General features: G+C 61.5%; 12 protein-coding genes. 2 read left to right on the top strand and 10 right to left on the bottom strand.

All coding sequences use genetic code 11. The features are described from left to right. Positions 1 to 97: 97 nt before the first annotated feature. From plsB to AB4N84_RS04535, 5 genes are all read right to left on the bottom strand, one after another. Positions 98 to 2,590, bottom strand: a complete 2,493-nt coding sequence (gene plsB, locus AB4N84_RS04555) for a glycerol-3-phosphate 1-O-acyltransferase PlsB (protein WP_460045382.1) — start codon at positions 2,588 to 2,590, stop codon at positions 98 to 100. Between the two features lie 308 nt (positions 2,591 to 2,898). After that, entirely contained in the window at positions 2,899 to 3,276 is a 378-nt protein-coding gene (locus tag AB4N84_RS04550; RefSeq protein ID WP_074752749.1) for a hypothetical protein, read from the bottom strand. Between the two features lie 77 nt (positions 3,277 to 3,353). Next, the gene (locus tag AB4N84_RS04545; protein ID WP_460045380.1) at positions 3,354 to 4,163 is read right to left on the bottom strand and encodes a putative RNA methyltransferase; all 810 of its coding nucleotides are present in this window, start codon (positions 4,161 to 4,163) and stop codon (positions 3,354 to 3,356) included. Next, positions 4,163 to 5,314 carry a succinyl-diaminopimelate desuccinylase gene (gene dapE / locus AB4N84_RS04540; protein WP_460045379.1) on the bottom strand — a complete coding sequence of 384 codons (1,152 nt, stop codon included), beginning with the start codon at positions 5,312 to 5,314 and terminating at the stop codon, positions 4,163 to 4,165. The genes AB4N84_RS04545 and dapE overlap by 1 nt, the downstream gene beginning before the upstream one ends. Before the next feature lie 187 nt (positions 5,315 to 5,501). Continuing rightward, the gene (locus tag AB4N84_RS04535; RefSeq protein WP_074752746.1) at positions 5,502 to 8,090 is read right to left on the bottom strand and encodes a glycosyltransferase family 2 protein; all 2,589 of its coding nucleotides are present in this window, start codon (positions 8,088 to 8,090) and stop codon (positions 5,502 to 5,504) included. Between the two features lie 360 nt (positions 8,091 to 8,450). Between AB4N84_RS04535 and tcdA the strand changes: the two genes are divergently transcribed. Beyond that, positions 8,451 to 9,281: a tRNA cyclic N6-threonylcarbamoyladenosine(37) synthase TcdA gene (gene tcdA / locus AB4N84_RS04530; RefSeq protein WP_460045377.1), complete on the top strand. Its 831-nt coding sequence runs from the start codon at positions 8,451 to 8,453 to the stop codon at positions 9,279 to 9,281. Between the two features lie 564 nt (positions 9,282 to 9,845). Here the strand turns inward: tcdA and AB4N84_RS04525 are convergent. From AB4N84_RS04525 to AB4N84_RS04510, 4 genes are all read right to left on the bottom strand, one after another. Beyond that, positions 9,846 to 10,250: a SufE family protein gene (locus tag AB4N84_RS04525; protein ID WP_460045376.1), complete on the bottom strand. Its 405-nt coding sequence runs from the start codon at positions 10,248 to 10,250 to the stop codon at positions 9,846 to 9,848. After that, on the bottom strand, positions 10,247 to 11,452 hold the full coding sequence (locus AB4N84_RS04520; protein WP_460045375.1) for an aminotransferase class V-fold PLP-dependent enzyme: 1,206 nt from the start codon (positions 11,450 to 11,452) through the stop codon (positions 10,247 to 10,249). Before AB4N84_RS04520 ends, AB4N84_RS04525 begins: the two co-directional genes overlap by 4 nt. 128 nt (positions 11,453 to 11,580) lie before the next feature. After that, the gene (gene dapD, locus AB4N84_RS04515) at positions 11,581 to 12,615 is read right to left on the bottom strand and encodes a 2,3,4,5-tetrahydropyridine-2,6-dicarboxylate N-succinyltransferase (RefSeq protein ID WP_460045374.1); all 1,035 of its coding nucleotides are present in this window, start codon (positions 12,613 to 12,615) and stop codon (positions 11,581 to 11,583) included. Positions 12,616 to 12,646: 31 nt separating this feature from the next. After that, positions 12,647 to 13,003, bottom strand: a complete 357-nt coding sequence (locus AB4N84_RS04510) for an ArsC family reductase (protein WP_460045373.1) — start codon at positions 13,001 to 13,003, stop codon at positions 12,647 to 12,649. Between the two features lie 233 nt (positions 13,004 to 13,236). On the opposite strand from AB4N84_RS04510, the gene AB4N84_RS04505 reads away from it, so the two are divergent. Then, positions 13,237 to 14,886 carry a Na+/H+ antiporter gene (locus AB4N84_RS04505; RefSeq protein ID WP_460045372.1) on the top strand — a complete coding sequence of 550 codons (1,650 nt, stop codon included), beginning with the start codon at positions 13,237 to 13,239 and terminating at the stop codon, positions 14,884 to 14,886. A 16-nt stretch (positions 14,887 to 14,902) separates the two neighbouring features. Here AB4N84_RS04505 and dapC read toward each other — a convergent pair whose 3' ends face one another. Further along, complete coding sequence (dapC, locus tag AB4N84_RS04500; protein WP_460045371.1) at positions 14,903 to 16,099, bottom strand: succinyldiaminopimelate transaminase; 1,197 nt, start codon at positions 16,097 to 16,099, stop codon at positions 14,903 to 14,905. Positions 16,100 to 16,151: the final 52 nt, after the last annotated feature.

Below are 16,151 nucleotides of genomic sequence, written 5' to 3'. Positions count from 1 at the left end.
AATCTCCTTGTCGTGCGCCGGCGTGCCTTTACGCTGTGCGCCGTGTTTTGTGCGGACGGACTTCTTCATGAGGAAGCTTACGCCCACGGAGGATGCGTCAGACGCTCGGGTCTGTGTCTACGACCTCTTCATTGCGATGCAGTGCCACCTGGCGAATCGATAAGCGTATTTCGGCGGGCAGTACGCGCTTGGCCGCGCCTTCGGCCAGTTCGCCCAACAGCTCGTGATAACCCAGTTTGCCGCCTTCGTCCTTGCGCAACACGTCTTGGTCGAGCAGCGTCTGGATGAAGTGGCGGAACAGGCTCTTGTCGAAGAATTCCGGCGCATTCAGGCCGTGCAGGATCGACAGGCGCTGGGCCATGATCGTGCACAGGTCCTCCAGTTCTTCTGCCGTCAGCGTGTGCTGGCCGCTGTTGAGCAGCAGCGAAATCGACATGTAGAAGCGTTGCAGGGTTTGGGCAATGGCGCGCGACAGCACGGTCAACAACACGAAATGACGCGAGCTCGGGGCCGGGCGCAGGTAGACGTCGTTCTCGAAACGCAGCAGGCCCTGTTCAACGAACGCCGCCAGCCATTGATCGATCACGGCATCCAGTTCGTCCAGCGACCAGCGAATGAACAGCTCGGCTTGCAGGTACGGATAGAGCGCGCGCGCGTAGCGCAGGACCTGTTCCCGGCTCATGCGCGACGAGCTCTGGAAGAAACTCGCGAGCAACGCCGGCAGCGCGAAGATGTGCAACACGTTGTTGCGGTAGTACGTCATCAGGACGGCGTTCTGCTCGTCCAGGTACAGAATCTTGCCCAGCGCGTCTTTCTGCTCGGACAGCAGGTCCATGCCCTTCACGTGCTCGATCAACGCACCGCCGTCACCGTCGGGCAGCGTGGTGTGGGGGGAGTAGGGCACCGCGCGCAGCAGCGTCAGGTAAAGGTCGAGCACGCGCACCAGGGCCTGATCGTCCAGCGCGTGTTTGGGCGTCGACAGCAGGGCCAGCGCGACCAGATTCACCGGGTTGATCGCGGCGGCTTCGTTCAAGTGCCGGGCCACGCGTTCGCCCAAGCGGTGAGTGGTTTCGTTGAGCCATACGGGTTTGAAGACCGGCCCCAGTTCCTGAGCCCGCCAGTCCGGTTGCTCGTGGTCGAGGAAATCGGCCAGTTTGATCGGCTCGCCGAAGTTGACCGACACCTGCCCGAAGCGCTGTTTGAGCGCGCCGATGACTTTGAAAATGTCGAAGATCGACTCTTTCTTCTTCGCGGCGCCGCGCAATTCGCCCAAGTACGTACGGCCCTCGAGCACACGCTCGTAACCGATGTACACGGGGACGAACACGATCGGCGTGCGGGAATTGCGCAGAAAGCTGCGCATCGTGATCGCGAGCATGCCGGTCTTGGGTTGCAGCATGCGACCGGTGCGCGAGCGTCCACCTTCCACGAAGTACTCCACCGGGAAACCCTTGGTGAACAACGTGTGCAGGTACTCGTTGAAGACTGCGGTGTACAGCGGGTTGCCCTTGAACGTGCGGCGCATGAAGAACGCGCCGCCACGCCGCAGCAGGCCGCCGATGACCGGCATGTTCAGGTTGATGCCGGCGGCGATGTGCGGCGGCGTCAGCCCGTTGCGGAACAGCAGGTACGAAAGCAGAAGGTAGTCGATGTGGCTGCGGTGGCAGGGCACATAGATGATCTCGTTGCCTTGGGCGACGTTCTGCACGCCTTCCAGGTGACTGACCTTGATGCCATCGTAAATCTTGTTCCAGAACCAGCTCAGCACCACTTCCAGAAAGCGGATGGCGGTGTAGGTGTAATCCGAGGCGATTTCGTTTCCGTAGTGCAGGGCTTTTTCGCGGGCCTTGGCTTCGGGGATCTTCTCCCGCGCGGCTTCGTCGAGAATGGCCTGTTTAACCAAAGGATCGGTCACCAGCCCTTTCACCAGATTGCGACGGTGCGAAAGGTCGGGGCCGATGGTGGCGGTCTTGAGGTTACGGAAATGCACGCGCAACAGGCGCTGGGCCATGCGCACGGTACGTTCGTAGCCTTTGTTCTCGTCGACCAGTTCGCGCAGGTGGACGGGAGCGGAGAACTGCACACGGGTCTTGCGGCCCAGAATCAGGATCGTGACGAAACGGCGCAAACGCCCGGTGACGGCCCAGCTGTCGGCGAACAGCAGTTTCCAGGGGCTGTCTTCCTTGTCCGGCGATTGGCCCCAGAACACGCTGACGGGAATGATCTGCGCGTCTTCGGTGGCGTTTTGCGAGACGGCGCCCACCAGACGTTCGAGTGCCGGCGGTGCCCCGCGCTTGTCCTGACGGCCCAGCCAGTCAGGCGCGGGCGTGAGGTAGAAGAATGCGGCCGGCTCCGTCAGATTGCCCACCGCAACCGAAAGCACGGGGCGCGGCAGACCGGCTTTGCGGCACTCGGTATCGAGGACGGCAAGGTCGCTCAGCGATGGGTTCTGCAGGGCATAAAACACCGGACGGCTGCGGTCCAGATTGAGCGTGAACGACGATTGATTGATGGTCTCCGAACGCACCCACAGGTACAGCAAGCGACGCAGGGTGCCAAACACAAGACGGCGGAACGGGGAACGGGTCATACGAATTCTGCGCTAAGGGGACGACGCCCACGAAGCGGCCAGTTTGCCGCATATGGCGGGGATGGGCAAAGCTGCCCGCAAGAACGCGGGCACACGCACTGTGTGAGAATTCATTCGCGCTGCAACCGGACAGGCGAAATATTCAGGCCGGATGTACCGACGTCTCGCGAATGAATTCGCTCCCACAGGGATTGAGGTGTGTCACCGATCCAAGGCATGACGAGCAACCCGGTGGGAGACGTCGGAGGTTACGACGGCAGCGAATACGATCTGTCAATCAATCTCTGTGGGAGCTGCAGCGTGCAGTCTTACGACGTACGCCAGGTGATCTCTTCTTCACCGTCGGCACTGATGCGAATCCAGCGGTCGGCGTCTTCGTCGTTCTCTTCTTCGACCCACGTGCCCGGCGCACAGCGGACTTCGACGTTGAGGGCGGCGAACGCGGCGCGGGCGCAGGCGATGTCGTCTTCCCACGGGGTCTGGTCGCTGTCCAGACACAGGCTGTTCCATTTGCCCACGGCCTTGGGAATCCAGGTGACGGGGATGTTCCCGGCGGTGCACTTCCAGGTCTGGCCTTTCTGGGCCCATTCGCTGCACGGGCCGATGTCTGCCGTCAGCCAGGTGGTAATGGCCTTGTGGTCGACGTCAGCGTCTTTGAGGTAAATCTCGATATCGGGTTGGCGCATGGAGGCCTCGTGAGTGTTCTGGAAAATCCATTCGCGGATTCATTCGGTGTACGTGTTCGATGCCGGTCGCCGGGTGCTTATTGCAGAACGAAATAATCGTAACGCATCGACACCGTGGTCTCGAACGGCTCGGCCTGCTCGATCACGCTTGCCCGGCGTTCAGCACTGGCGCGCCACCCGTGGGGCGTCATCGCCAGCAGATTCGCGCGGGCCTGACCGTCGACCAGCGTCAGCTTGAACGTCAGGGTTTCGCTGTGCTGCAAGGTCATGCCCTCGGGCACCAGCGCCAGGTGCTTGTCGTCCGCGTAGTCACGGACTTCGTCATACAGGCGCTGACGCAATTCCATCAGGTGCTCGTTGGTGGGTCCCACCCGCATCAACCCACCGCCGGGCGAGAGCAGGCGCCTGGCTTCTGCCCAGTCCAGCGGGCTGAACACGCTGGCGATGAACTGGACGCTGGCGTCGGGCAGCGGCACGCGGGCCATGCTGGCAATCAACCACGTCAGGTCAGGATTACGCTTGCAGGCGCGCTTGACCGCTTCCCGTGAGATATCCAGTGCATAACCGTCGGCATCGGGCAGGGCCGTCGCGATCTGCGCAGTGTAATAACCCTCACCGCAGCCGATGTCGAGCCAATGCGCAGGGTGACGCTCGGCGGCAAGCTCGGCCAGTCGCTTGGCCACCGGGGCGTAATGCCCGGCGTTGAGAAAGTCGCGGCGTGCCTCGACCATCGCCTGATTGTCGCCGGGGTCGCGGCTGTTCTTGTGCTGGACGGGCAGCAGGTTCAGGTAACCCTGGCGGGCGCGGTCGAAGCGGTGGCCCACCGGGCACACCACGCCGTTGTCCGCTGCGTCGAGCGGCGCTGAACAGATCGGGCAGGTCAGCATCAGGCGAGCAACTTGACCAGAGTCTGGTAGTAGATCTCGGTGAGCACATCGAGATCGCTGGCCAGAATGCGTTCATTGACCTGGTGAATGGTCGCGTTGACCGGGCCCAGTTCTACCACCTGCGTGCCCAGGGTTGCGATGAAGCGCCCATCCGAGGTGCCGCCGCTGGTGGACGGCTGGGTGTCACGACCGGTGACGGTCTTGATGCTGGCTGCCACCGCGTCAAGCAGCGCACCCGGCTCGGTCAGAAACGGCAGCCCCGACAACGCCCACTCCACGTGCCAGTCCAGGTCGTGTTTGTCGAGGATGTCGGCGACGCGCTTCTGCAGGCCTTCAACCGTCGACTCGGTGGAGAAACGGAAGTTGAACACCGCCGTCAGGTCACCCGGAATCACGTTGGTCGCGCCGGTCCCCGAGTTCAGGTTGGAGATCTGGAAACTGGTCGGCGGGAAGAATGCGTTGCCTTCGTCCCAATGTTCGGCCGCCAGTTCCGCCAGGGCCGGGGACGCCAGATGAATCGGGTTCTTCGCCAGATGCGGATAAGCGACATGGCCCTGGATGCCTTTGACGGTCAAGGTGGCACCAAGCGAGCCACGACGGCCGTTCTTGACCACGTCGCCGACGAGCGTGGTGCTCGAGGGTTCGCCGACGATGCACCAGTCCAGACGCTCTTTACGGGCGGCCAGGCGTTCGATCACGGCTTTGGTGCCGTGGTGCGCCGGACCCTCTTCGTCGCTGGTGATCAGGTACGCGACCTTGCCCTTGTGATTCGGGTAATCGGCAACGAAGCGCTCGGTGGCGATGATCATCGACGCCAGGCTGCCTTTCATGTCCGCAGCGCCACGGCCGCACAGCATGCCGTTTTCGTCGATCAGCGCGTCGAACGGGTCGTTCTGCCAGGCCTTGACCGGGCCGGTTGGCACCACGTCGGTGTGACCGGCGAAGCACAGCACCGGACCGTCCTGCGTGCCGTGGGTGGCCCAGAAATTATCCACCTCTTCGATGCGCATCGGCTCCAGCATGAAACCCGCATCGCCCAGGCGTTTCATCATCACGGCCTGACAATCGGCGTCGAGCGGCGTGACCGATGGGCGACGGATCAGGTCGCAGGCGAGTTGCAGAGTGGGCGAAAGGTCGGCTGGGGCTGTCATGAAAGGTCCGCAGAAGTAGGAGTGTTAACCCTGTAGGAGCGCGTTTGCCCGCGAATGCGTTCTGTCTGGCACATCATAGGTATCTGACACAAAGCATTCGCGGGCAAGCGCGCTCCTACAAAACGGCAGATATCTTAAAGCAAAACGGCGACCCGAAGGCCGCCGTTTAGTACAGCGCACAATTGTTTCAGGCCGTGGCGGGCTCGGTCGCTGTCTTGGGTTTGGGCAGCGAGGACAGGAAGGCCATGATCAGCGCGGCCAGATACGGCAGCGATTGCACCAGCAACATGGTCACCCAGAAACGCATGTCATTGCTTGGCAGACCCTGCACCAGGCAGATGCCCAGTGCCGCGCCCCACAGCAGCAACATGATGAACAGCTCCTCCCGCGCTTCGGAAATCGCGACCAACAGACCGTGGCTGTCCGCATTTTTAGGCGTGCGGAAGAACGGGATACTGGTGGTGAAGAAGCCATACAGCACCGCCTTCGCAATGGTGTGCGACAACGCCAGCCCGGCCAGCGCGGCATAGAACGCATCCTTGAGGTTCACGCCGACGGCGCGACGGTACAGGAAGATGATCTTGCCGACCTTGAAGAAGAACAGCGCCAGCGGCGGAATCGCAAAAATCAGCAGGGGCGGATCGACCCGATTGGGCACGATGATCATCGCCGACGACCACAACAGCGCTCCGACCGTGAAGAAGATGTTCATGCCATCGGCGACCCACGGCAGCCAGCCCGCGAGGAAGTGATAGCGCTGGCCACGGGTCAGCTCAGTGTCCTTGCCACGCAGCAGGCTGGCGGCGTGACGCTTGATGATCTGAATAGCGCCATAGGCCCAGCGGAAACGCTGCTTCTTGAAGTCGATGAAGGTGTCCGGCATCAGGCCTTTGCCGTAGCTGTTGTGGGCGTACGCCGCCGAATAACCTTTTTCGAACACGCGCAGGCCCAGCTCGGCGTCTTCACAAATGCACCAGTCGGCCCAGCCCAATTCTTCCAGCACCGATCGACGGGTCATGGTCATCGTGCCGTGCTGGATGATTGCGTCGCGGTCGTTGCGGGTGACCATGCCGATGTAGAAGAAACCTTTGTATTCCGAATAGCACAGTTTCTTGAACGCGCTTTCATGCTGGTCGCGGTAATCCTGTGGCGACTGCACAACGGCAATTTTCGGGTCGGCGAAGTGCGGGACCATGTGCTTGAGCCAGTTGCGGTCGACGCAGTAGTCCGAGTCGATCACTGCGATCACTTCGGCGTCCGGCGCGGTGTGCGGGATCAGGTAGTTCAGCGCACCGCCCTTGAAGCCGGCCAGTGGCGCGACGTGAAAGAACTTGAAGCGCTCGCCGAGCATCTCGCAATGGGCCTTCACCGGCTCCCAGACGGCCGGGTCTTTGGTGTTGTTGTCGATCAGCAACACTTCGAAATCCGGGTAATCCAGCGCGGCCAGGGCGTTGAGGGTCTGTTTGACCATCTCCGGCGGCTCGTTGTAGCAGGGCACATGCACCGAGACTTTCGGTCTGTAGGCGGTGTCCGTTTCAACCGGCAGGAATTCACGACGCCGCTTGTGGGTCCAGACCGCTTCGGCCAATTCGTGCGCCTCGGTCAACAGCACGATGAAGACCCCGAAAGCACCGAGCGCCAGGAGGAACCCGACCAGCAGGCTGAACCAGGTGCTGTATTGCTGGCTGTAGTCGTAGCCGATCCACACCAACACCGAACCACAAAGGAATGCGATGAACGTCAGGAAGGTCCGACCACGCTGGCGAAGGGCCGAGCCATCGATCAGCATCAAGGCCAGTGCCAGCATCGCCAGCACTGCGGAGCCAATCGCCAGCACGCGCCACTGCGGGATCGCGACCACAGGGCCTTCGAAGTTGAATTTCTGCTGGCGCGCGGCGTTGAACACGCCCCAGTACGCGCCGACCGACCCTTCGTCGCTGGCCTTCCACGGCTGGTCGAAGGCCTCGATCACGAAGTAATTGAAGCCTTGGCGGTTGAGTTTGTTGACCAGCGTACGCAGGTAAATCGCCTGATCGGCCTGCGTTGCATCGGCGCCGCCGCGCATGTGGCCGTTACTCGGCCAGCCGACTTCCGACAGCAGCAGCGGCTTTTTCGGGAACATGTGCTTCAGTTCCCGCGCCCGGTCGAATACGAACTGGCCGGCTTTCTCCATCGGGATGTGTTCCCAGTACGGCAAGATGTGCGCAGCGATCAGATCGACATGCTTGCCGAGCTCCGGGTATTTCTCCCAGATATGCCACTGTTCGGAGGTGGTGACCGGCACTTTTACCGCCGCGCGCACACGGTCGAGGATCGCAATCAGGTCCTTGGGGGTGATCTCTTCGCGAAACAGCGCCTCGTTACCCACGACGACCCGAACCACGCTGCGGGTGGTGTTGGCCAGTTCGATGGCGGTGTTTATTTCTCGCTCGTTACGCTCCAGATCCGGGCTGATCCAGATGCCCAGCGTGACACGCAGGCCAAACTCTTCGGCCAGCTTGGGGATGTCCTTGAGGCTGCCATCCACGGAATAAATGCGGATGTTGTCAGTCTCTTTGCTCATCAGCTCCAGGTCTTGACGCATTTCCTCGTCGGACGGGTACACGCCTTTCTGTGGGTTTTGCCCCAGTCGGAACGGGGAGTAGGAGAATCCAGAGATCTGTTCCGGCCAGTTGGGGGCGGTGACCGGGCGGTTGATCAACGCCCAGAAACCGGTAAACAGCGCGGCGATCGCCACGACGACAACCAGGTTGAGTCCAAATTTACGCGATGGCATAGGTACTTCAGGTTCCAAGCGGGGAACGGGGAAAAGCTGACGAACGTCAGCTGGCAAGAGCTTTGGCAGTCGACAAGGGTTGAAGTTCTATTCCGAAAAAAATGTAGTCCGTTTCTCTCTGATAGGTTGGCGCTTGCCGATTTGTAGGCGCGGAAAACACTGCCTGTGAGAGCGAATTCATTTGCGAAAGATTTTCCAGTCGATGCATGGATGTCGGTTGTGCGGTCCTCTCGCGAATGAATTCGCTCCCACAGGGAACAGCTTCAAAGAGAAGATCCTGTTTTTCAGACCAAACACTTGTAACAGACAGCTGTCCCAAATTCAGGCACGGCCTATAATGCGCGCCGGTTTTTTGGGGTATTGGTCATGAGCACAGAAGATCCGCGGTTTGCTGGCGTCGCCCGTTTGTACGGTATCGAAGGCCTGGAGCGTTTGCGCGCGGCCCATGTCGCGGTGGTCGGTATCGGCGGCGTCGGTTCGTGGGCGGCGGAAGCCATGGCCCGTTGCGGCGTGGGCGAGATCTCGCTGTTCGACATGGACGACGTCTGCGTCAGCAACAGCAACCGCCAACTGCATGCCCTGACCAGCACCGTCGGTCGGCCCAAGGTCGAGGTCATGGCCGACCGTCTGCGTGAAATCAACCCGGATTGCACCGTGCACGCCGTGGCCGACTTCGTCACCCGCGAGACCATGGCTGAGTACATCACGCCGAATATCGACTGCGTGCTCGACTGCATCGACAGCGTCAATGCCAAAGCGGCGCTGATCGCCTGGTGCAAGCGTCGCAAGATCCAGATCATCACCACGGGCGGTGCGGGCGGGCAGATCGACCCGACGCTGATTCAGGTCTGTGACCTCAATCGCACTTACAACGACCCGCTGGCTTCAAAGGTGCGCTCGACCCTGCGCCGTGATTATGGCTTCTCGCGCACCGTCACTCGTCATTACAGCGTGCCGTGCGTGTTTTCGACCGAACAACTGCGTTACCCGAAGCCGGACGGCAGCATCTGCCTGCAGAAGAGCTTCGTGGGCGACGGCGTGAAGCTGGATTGCGCCGGTGGATTTGGCGCCGTGATGATGGTGACCGCCACCTTCGGCATGGTGGCCGCGACCAAAGCGGTGGACAAGATCGTCGCGGGCGTAAGACGCCCGGCTGATCGGGCTAAGGCGAAGGAAACTGCTCAGTCCTGAATGGCTGGTGGTCTTTACCGGTGTTGGAGATTCGATGGTTCTCAAACCAGTGGTGTCAATCCGCTTATCGAGCGTCGCAACGCCTGACAGCATGCGTCACCTCCTGGATGACGCAGAGCGCCATTGCATCTGTTACCACGCGGAGCGTGGGAACAATCACCCAAATGGCGCAAAGCGCGCTCTGGCTTTTGATCTTCATACCGCAGCAGGCCAGACACCACAAAACGCGACTTGGGTGCAGGCTGAACGCAGGTGGCGCGGAGTGGGTCGAGCGGCATGGATGCCGCGAGAGCGCTGCTAGGACATGGATGTCCGTTCAGCGCGGACCCACGGAGCGTCGCCGGAGTGAAGGAACTCCGACGAAGGAGGAGCCCAACCAGGAGCCGGAGACCCTTGGTTACTTGGGGATGGTCCGGCATTCCGGTTTTCAAGTAACCCGCCGAAGGCGGAACAGTTTGGACGTTAGGACAAACCAAACCATCAGCGTCACCCCAGATGGTGGAAATGCACACCCTACAAGCGAGCTTGCTCCCACAGGGTGAAACCGTCGTCAGCGTCCGTGGCTCAACCCGCCAGCTGCCGCATCCTCTGCAACACCGCATTCAGGCCGTTGCTGCGTGACGGTGACAAGTGGCGGCTCAAGCCCAACTGATTGAACCAGTCCGGCAGGTCGACCTGTTCCAGGTCCTGTGCCGACAGACCGTTGACCCGTGCCAGCAGCAGCGCCACCAGCCCGCGAATCAACCGCGCATCGCTCGCGGCACGAAATTGCCAGTGACCGTCGATGACGTCGGCGAGCAGCCAGACTTTGCTCTCGCAACCGTCCACGAGATGCTCGTCGGTCTTCTCGTCGTCCGCCATGGCCGGCAACCGGTCGCCCCATTGCATGAGCAAACGGGCACGCTGCTCCCAGCTCAGCGAGGTGCCGAACGTTTCAACCGCTGTGCGGGCCGGTTCGGGCAGATTCATCGCAGCAACTCCAATGCCTGATCCAGCGCGTTGAAAAACCGCTCCAGGTCGTCGGAATCGTTGTAAATCCCCAGCGATACACGGATGGCACCGGACAGGCCCAGTGTGTTGATCAGCGGAATTGCGCAATGGTGACCCGCACGCATGGCGATGCCTTGCTCGGTGAGTAAATGCGCCAGATCAGCGTTGTGCACACCGTCGATCACGAAGCTCACCAACGCCACCTCGGGCTCACCCACCAGTTGCACGCCCTCGCGCAGCACCAGCCCGGCACGCAGAAGCGCGTGCAGATTCGCCTCATGCTCGGCAGCTGCGAGGTGGTTGACATCGTTCAGGTAGTCCAGCGTCGCGCCCAGCCCGATCACGCCGGAAACAGGTGGCGTACCGGCCTCGAAACCCAATGGGGCAGGGCGAAAGGTCGCGTGGTGATAATCGGTCTGCAACACCATCTCGCCACCGAATTGCCAGGGCCGCAGCTGCGCCAGGGCCTGATGCCGACCGAACAACACACCGACGCCGTCAGGACCGTAGAGTTTGTGGCTGGAAAACACGTAAAAATCGCAGTCCAGCGCCTGTACGTCGTGGCGACCGTGGACCACACCTTGAGCCCCGTCGATCACGGTGAAAGCCCCATGAGCCTTCGCCAGCGCAATCAACGGGGCCACCGGCTGCCAGGTGCCCAGCACGTTGGACAACTGGCTGACGGCAAGCAGACGCGTCCGCGAACCGATCAGGTTGCGCGCAGCGTCCAGATCGATCACGCCCTGTGCGGTCAGCGGCAGCACCACCAGCTTCAGGTCGCGGCGTTTAGCCAGTTGCTGCCAGGGCAGCAGGTTGGCGTGGTGTTCCAGTGCACTGATAACGATCTCGTCGCCGGCCTGAAACAGATGTTCCAGCCCGCAGGCCAGCAGGTTGAAGGCGGAAGTTGCGCCATGGGTAAACACGACCTGCCCGCAAGCACCTGCATGCAACCATTCGGCTACTTTGTGGCGAGTGTCCTCGAACGCCTGAGTCGCCAGGGCACCCGGCAAATGCTGGGCACGGTGCACATTGGCGGCGCCATTGCCGTAGTAATGCGCCAGCGCGTCGATCAGGGCTTGAGGCTTTTGTGCGGTGGCGGCGCTGTCCAGGTAGGTCTGGCCTTGCCGTTCAAGGGCGTCGAGGGCAGGAAAGTCAGCGCGCCAGGGAGAAATAAGGGACATGAGGATCGTGCTCTCTCCACTGTGGGAGCGAATTCATTCGCAATGCGGCGGTGCTGCCGACAGGGACGTCACGAAGGTAACGTCCCTTGTCCAGACACTGTCCGGAATGAATTCGCCTCACATGTCGATCAGTTGTGAGCGTGCAGCGCTTCGTTCAGCTCGATGGCCGACTTGTGGGATTTGCATTCCACGGCGCCGGTTTGCGAGTTGCGACGGAACAGCAGGTCCGGTTGACCGGCCAGATCACGGGCTTTGAGCGCCTTGACCAGTTCGTTCTTGTCATCCAGCAGGGCGACCTTGGTGCCTGCGGTGATGTACAGACCGGCTTCCACGGTGTTGCGGTCGCCCAACGGGATACCGATGCCTGCGTTCGCGCCGATCAGGCAGCCTTCGCCCACCTTGATCACGATGTTGCCACCGCCAGACAGGGTGCCCATGGTCGAGCAACCGCCGCCCAGGTCCGAACCCTTGCCGACGAATACGCCAGCCGATACACGGCCTTCGATCATGCCCGGGCCTTCGGTGCCGCCGTTGAAGTTGACGAAACCCTCGTGCATCACGGTGGTGCCTTCGCCGATGTAGGCGCCCAGACGGACGCGTGCCGTGTCAGCGATGCGCACGCCAGCCGGCACGACGTAGTCGGTCATTTTCGGGAACTTGTCGACGGAGAAGACTTCCAGCAGCTCGCCTTTCAGACGGGCTTCCAGCTGACGCTGGGCCAGCTCGCCCAGGTCGATGGCACCCTGGCTGGTCCACGCCACGTTTGGCAGCAACGGGAACACGCCCGCCAGGCTCAGGCCATGAGGCTTGACCAGGCGGTGAGACAACAGATGCAGCTTGAGGTAAGCCTCAGGCGTGGACGTCAGCGCGGCATCTTCGGCCAGCAGCGTGGCGACCAGCGGCTTGTGGCTTTCCGCCAGGCGGGTCAGCAGCGCAGCCTGTGCTGCGTCGACCGATTTCAACGCGTCAGCCAGCTTCGAGGCGAGGTCAGTGTTGAAGGTGATGGCCTGGTTGCCACCGGTGTAACCCAGGACTGGCGCAACGGCGGCGACGATTTCAGCCGACGGGTTGAGCAGCGGCAGGGCGTAGAAAACTTCCAGCCAGGTGCCTTGACGGTTTTGAGTGCCAACGCCGAAGGCCAGGCTGAACAGGGAAGTGGACATGGAAATACCTCGTTATTTAGGGCTATCTCAATCAGGCGATAGCCGCTGCGTACAGTTCGGGTTTGAAACCAATCAGGGTTTTGTCGCCAAGATCCAGCACCGGGCGCTTGATCATCGACGGCTGGGCGAGCATCAGTTCGATCGCCTTGTCCTGGTCGAGATCGTCTTTCTGCGCCTCGTCCAGTTTGCGAAAGGTCGTACCGGCGCGATTCAGCACCGTCTGCCAGCCGTGCTCATTGCACCACTGGGTCAGGTGTTCGCGGTCGATGCCCTGCGTTTTGTAGTCGTGGAAATCGTAGCTCACCGGTTTTTCATCGAGCCAGGTGCGAGCCTTCTTCATCGTGTCGCACGCTTTGATCCCGTAAAGGTGCAATTTTTTATCGGCCATGAGCTTGCCCCCTTTGGGATGTTGAAAAAAACGGTGACGGATTATGCCACGTACAAACCGCTTGGGCGCGGACTGCCGATGCGTTGAAAGGGTTTACAGAGGATTTTGGTACGCGGTCATACCTATGTATCAAGACGTGGCACGAGCTTAAACGGCTAATATGGCACTTCGACGCTGCGCTCGGGTCTGCTCGGGGTGTCAGTCAAAAAGTCGCTCGCTCGGGGAAACACGCAATGCAGACAGCCTATACCGTCCTTATCTTGTTGACGCTGGTAGGTGTCTCGCGATTGCTGGCCCGGGTCATTCCGCTGCCGCTGCCTCTGGTGCAGATCGCAGCGGGCGCGTTGCTGGCGTGGCCCACCCTCGGGTTGCACGTCGCGCTGGATCCCGAGCTGTTTCTTTTCCTGTTTCTGCCGCCGCTGTTGTTCTCCGATGGCTGGCGCATGCCGAAGCGCGATTTCTGGCGCTATCGCGGCCCGATCCTGACCATGGCGGTCGGGCTTGTGATCTTCACCGTGATCGGCGCGGGGTATTTCATCCACTGGCTGTTGCCGACCATTGCGTTGCCGGTGGCATTCGCACTGGGCGCTGTACTGTCGCCGACAGATGCTGTGGCGGTGTCGGCGATTGCTCAGGACCGTCTGCCCGCGCCGATCATGCGGCTGTTGCAAGGCGAAGCGTTGATGAACGACGCCACGGGCCTGGTGACCTTCAAATTCGCTTTGGCGGCCGCCATCACCGGCGTCTTCTCACTCACCGATGCGAGCCTCACGTTCGTGCTGGTCGCGTGCGGCGGCCTGGCAGTCGGCGTGGTCCTGAGCTGGCTGGTGGGGCGTTTTCGCAGTTGGATGATCACCCGAGGCTGGGACGATCCGGCGACCCACGTGGTGTTCATGTTGCTGCTGCCGTTTGCCGCGTATGTGCTGGCAGAACGACTGGAACTGTCGGGTATCCTCTCGGCGGTGGCCGCGGGCATGATGCAAAGCTGGGTCGACCTCCTGCCGCGTCAGACCAGCACCCGGTTGCTCAATCGCAGTGTCTGGACCTTGCTGGAGTTCGCGTTCAATGGCCTGATTTTTCTGCTGCTGGGTTTGCAACTGCCGGACATCGTCAGCGCGGTTACCCACGACGAGCCCACGCTCTGGCCGACCTTGCTCTGGCGCTGCCTTGATGTGCTGGCGATTTTTGTCGTCCTGGCGGTGCTTCGCTATGTCTGGGTGCGCAGCGTCTGGCGTCTGATGGTGCTGGTCGGGCGTTGGCGCGGGCATAACGAAGGCATGGTCGAATTGTCGGCGCGTTCCTCGTTGCTGCTGACGGTGGGCGGTGTGCGGGGAGCGGTGACACTCGCCGGTACGTTGTCGGTGCCCATGCTGATCGCCGCAGGCGTCGCGTTTCCCGAGCGGGATCTGCTGATTTTCATCGCGGCGGGTGTGATCCTGCTGTCGCTGGTGGTGGCGAGCATCTGTTTGCCACTGCTGTTGCGCGGGCTGGTTTCCGAACCGGACCTGCGCCTCAAGCGGGAAGTGCGTGACGCCTGGAAGCGCACCGCCGAGGCGGCCATCCAGACACTGGAAAACCAGGAGATTCCCGGCGCCACCAGCACCTCGCCCGATGCCGCCCAGGCCGTGCTGGCCACCGAAGTGAAGTCGCGGATCATGTCCGAATACCGGCATCGCCTGGAGATCTTCAACGACACCGCCGAGGCCCAGGCCCTGGCGTTTCAGATGGATCAGCTGGAGAAGCGGATGCGCGTCAATGCGCTGCGGGCCCAGCGACTGGAGCTGTACAGCCTGCACCGTCATCACCAGATCGGTGATGACGTGCTGCGTGTCGTGCTGGCAGAGCTGGACCTGAACGAGGCCAACCTTGGCGTGGTGAAATAGCCCCGCCGAACCGCGATCAACGGTTTCTGATGAACTCGCGAATCCGCTCCGCCGCTTCGACGCACTCGGCCAGTGGTGCTACCAGCGCCATGCGCACGCGGCCGGCACCCGGGTTGAAACCGTCGACATCACGGGACAGGTAGGAGCCTGGCACCACGGTCACGTGTTCGTTGACGAACAGGTCGCGGCAGAATTGTGCATCGTCGCCACCGACGCTCGGCCACAAGTAAAAGCCGCCATCGGGGCGCTGTACGTCCATGACCGGCGAGAGGATGGCCAATACGGCGTCAAACTTCTCGCGATACAGCGTGCGGTTGGCGCGTACGTGTTCTTCGTCGTTCCAGGCCGCAATGCTCGCGAGCTGGGTTTGAACGGGCATCGCGCAACCGTGATAGGTGCGGTACAGCAGAAAGGCTTTGAGGATATCGGCATCGCCAGCCACGAAACCCGAACGCAGCCCCGGCAGGTTCGAGCGCTTTGACAGACTGTGAAACACCACACAACGTTTGAAGTCTTTGCGGCCCAGTTCAACGCAAGCGCTGAGCAGGCCTGGCGGCGGGGTGCCTTCGTCGAAATACAGCTCGCTGTAGCACTCGTCGGCGGCGATCACGAAATCATGTTCGTCGGCCAGTGCGATGAGTTTTTTCAGTGTGTCGACGGGGATCAATGCGCCCGTCGGGTTGCCCGGGGAGCACAGGAACAGGATCTGGCAACGCTTCCAGATATCGGCAGGCACTGCGTCGAAATCCGGATTGAAGCCGTGTTCGGCCAGGCTAGGCAGGTAATGCGGCTTGGCGCCAGCCAGGAACGCTGCGCCCTCATAGATCTGGTAGAACGGGTTAGGGCTCACCACCAGTGCGTCGTCACTGCGGTTGACCACCGTCTGGGTGAAGGCAAACAGCGCTTCACGCGTGCCGTTGACCGGCAGCACGTGCTTGCCTGCGTCCAGCCAGCCTTGCGGGACGCTGAAACGACGTTCGCACCATTGGGCGATGGCTTCACGCAATGCAGGAATGCCCGCAGTGGTGGGATAGACCGCCATCTGGGTGAGGTTGTCGGCCAATGCTTTGGCGACGAACGCCGGTGACGTGTGCTTGGGTTCGCCAATAGAGAGCGCAATGGGGTTCTTGTCCGGGTTCGGCGTGACACTGCCGAGCAGGGCGCGAAGCTTTTCGAACGGGTAAGGCTGAAGCTGTTGCAGTGCGTTATTCATGGGCGATCGGTCTCAAGAAGCGGGGCGCCTTCCCTCGGGAGGGCGCCTTGAA

The sequence above is a fragment of the Pseudomonas sp. S2_H01 genome (assembly GCF_054668305.1).
This window is presented reverse-complemented; position numbering and strand designations above follow the sequence as displayed.

Excerpts from the sequence above, each read along its gene's own strand:
- plsB (WP_460045382.1), bottom strand. The coding sequence starts at position 2,590 with ATGACCCGTTCCCCGTTCCGCCGTCTTGTGTTTGGCACCCTGCGTCGC.
- AB4N84_RS04550 (WP_074752749.1), bottom strand. The coding sequence starts at position 3,276 with ATGCGCCAACCCGATATCGAGATTTACCTCAAAGACGCTGACGTCGAC.
- AB4N84_RS04545 (WP_460045380.1), bottom strand. The coding sequence starts at position 4,163 with ATGCTGACCTGCCCGATCTGTTCAGCGCCGCTCGACGCAGCGGACAAC.
- dapE (WP_460045379.1), bottom strand. The coding sequence starts at position 5,314 with ATGACAGCCCCAGCCGACCTTTCGCCCACTCTGCAACTCGCCTGCGAC.
- AB4N84_RS04535 (WP_074752746.1), bottom strand. The coding sequence starts at position 8,090 with ATGCCATCGCGTAAATTTGGACTCAACCTGGTTGTCGTCGTGGCGATC.
- AB4N84_RS04525 (WP_460045376.1), bottom strand. The coding sequence starts at position 10,250 with ATGAATCTGCCCGAACCGGCCCGCACAGCGGTTGAAACGTTCGGCACC.
- AB4N84_RS04520 (WP_460045375.1), bottom strand. The coding sequence starts at position 11,452 with ATGTCCCTTATTTCTCCCTGGCGCGCTGACTTTCCTGCCCTCGACGCC.
- dapD (WP_460045374.1), bottom strand. The coding sequence starts at position 12,615 with ATGTCCACTTCCCTGTTCAGCCTGGCCTTCGGCGTTGGCACTCAAAAC.
- AB4N84_RS04510 (WP_460045373.1), bottom strand. The coding sequence starts at position 13,003 with ATGGCCGATAAAAAATTGCACCTTTACGGGATCAAAGCGTGCGACACG.
- AB4N84_RS04505 (WP_460045372.1), top strand. The coding sequence starts at position 13,237 with ATGCAGACAGCCTATACCGTCCTTATCTTGTTGACGCTGGTAGGTGTC.
- dapC (WP_460045371.1), bottom strand. The coding sequence starts at position 16,099 with ATGAATAACGCACTGCAACAGCTTCAGCCTTACCCGTTCGAAAAGCTT.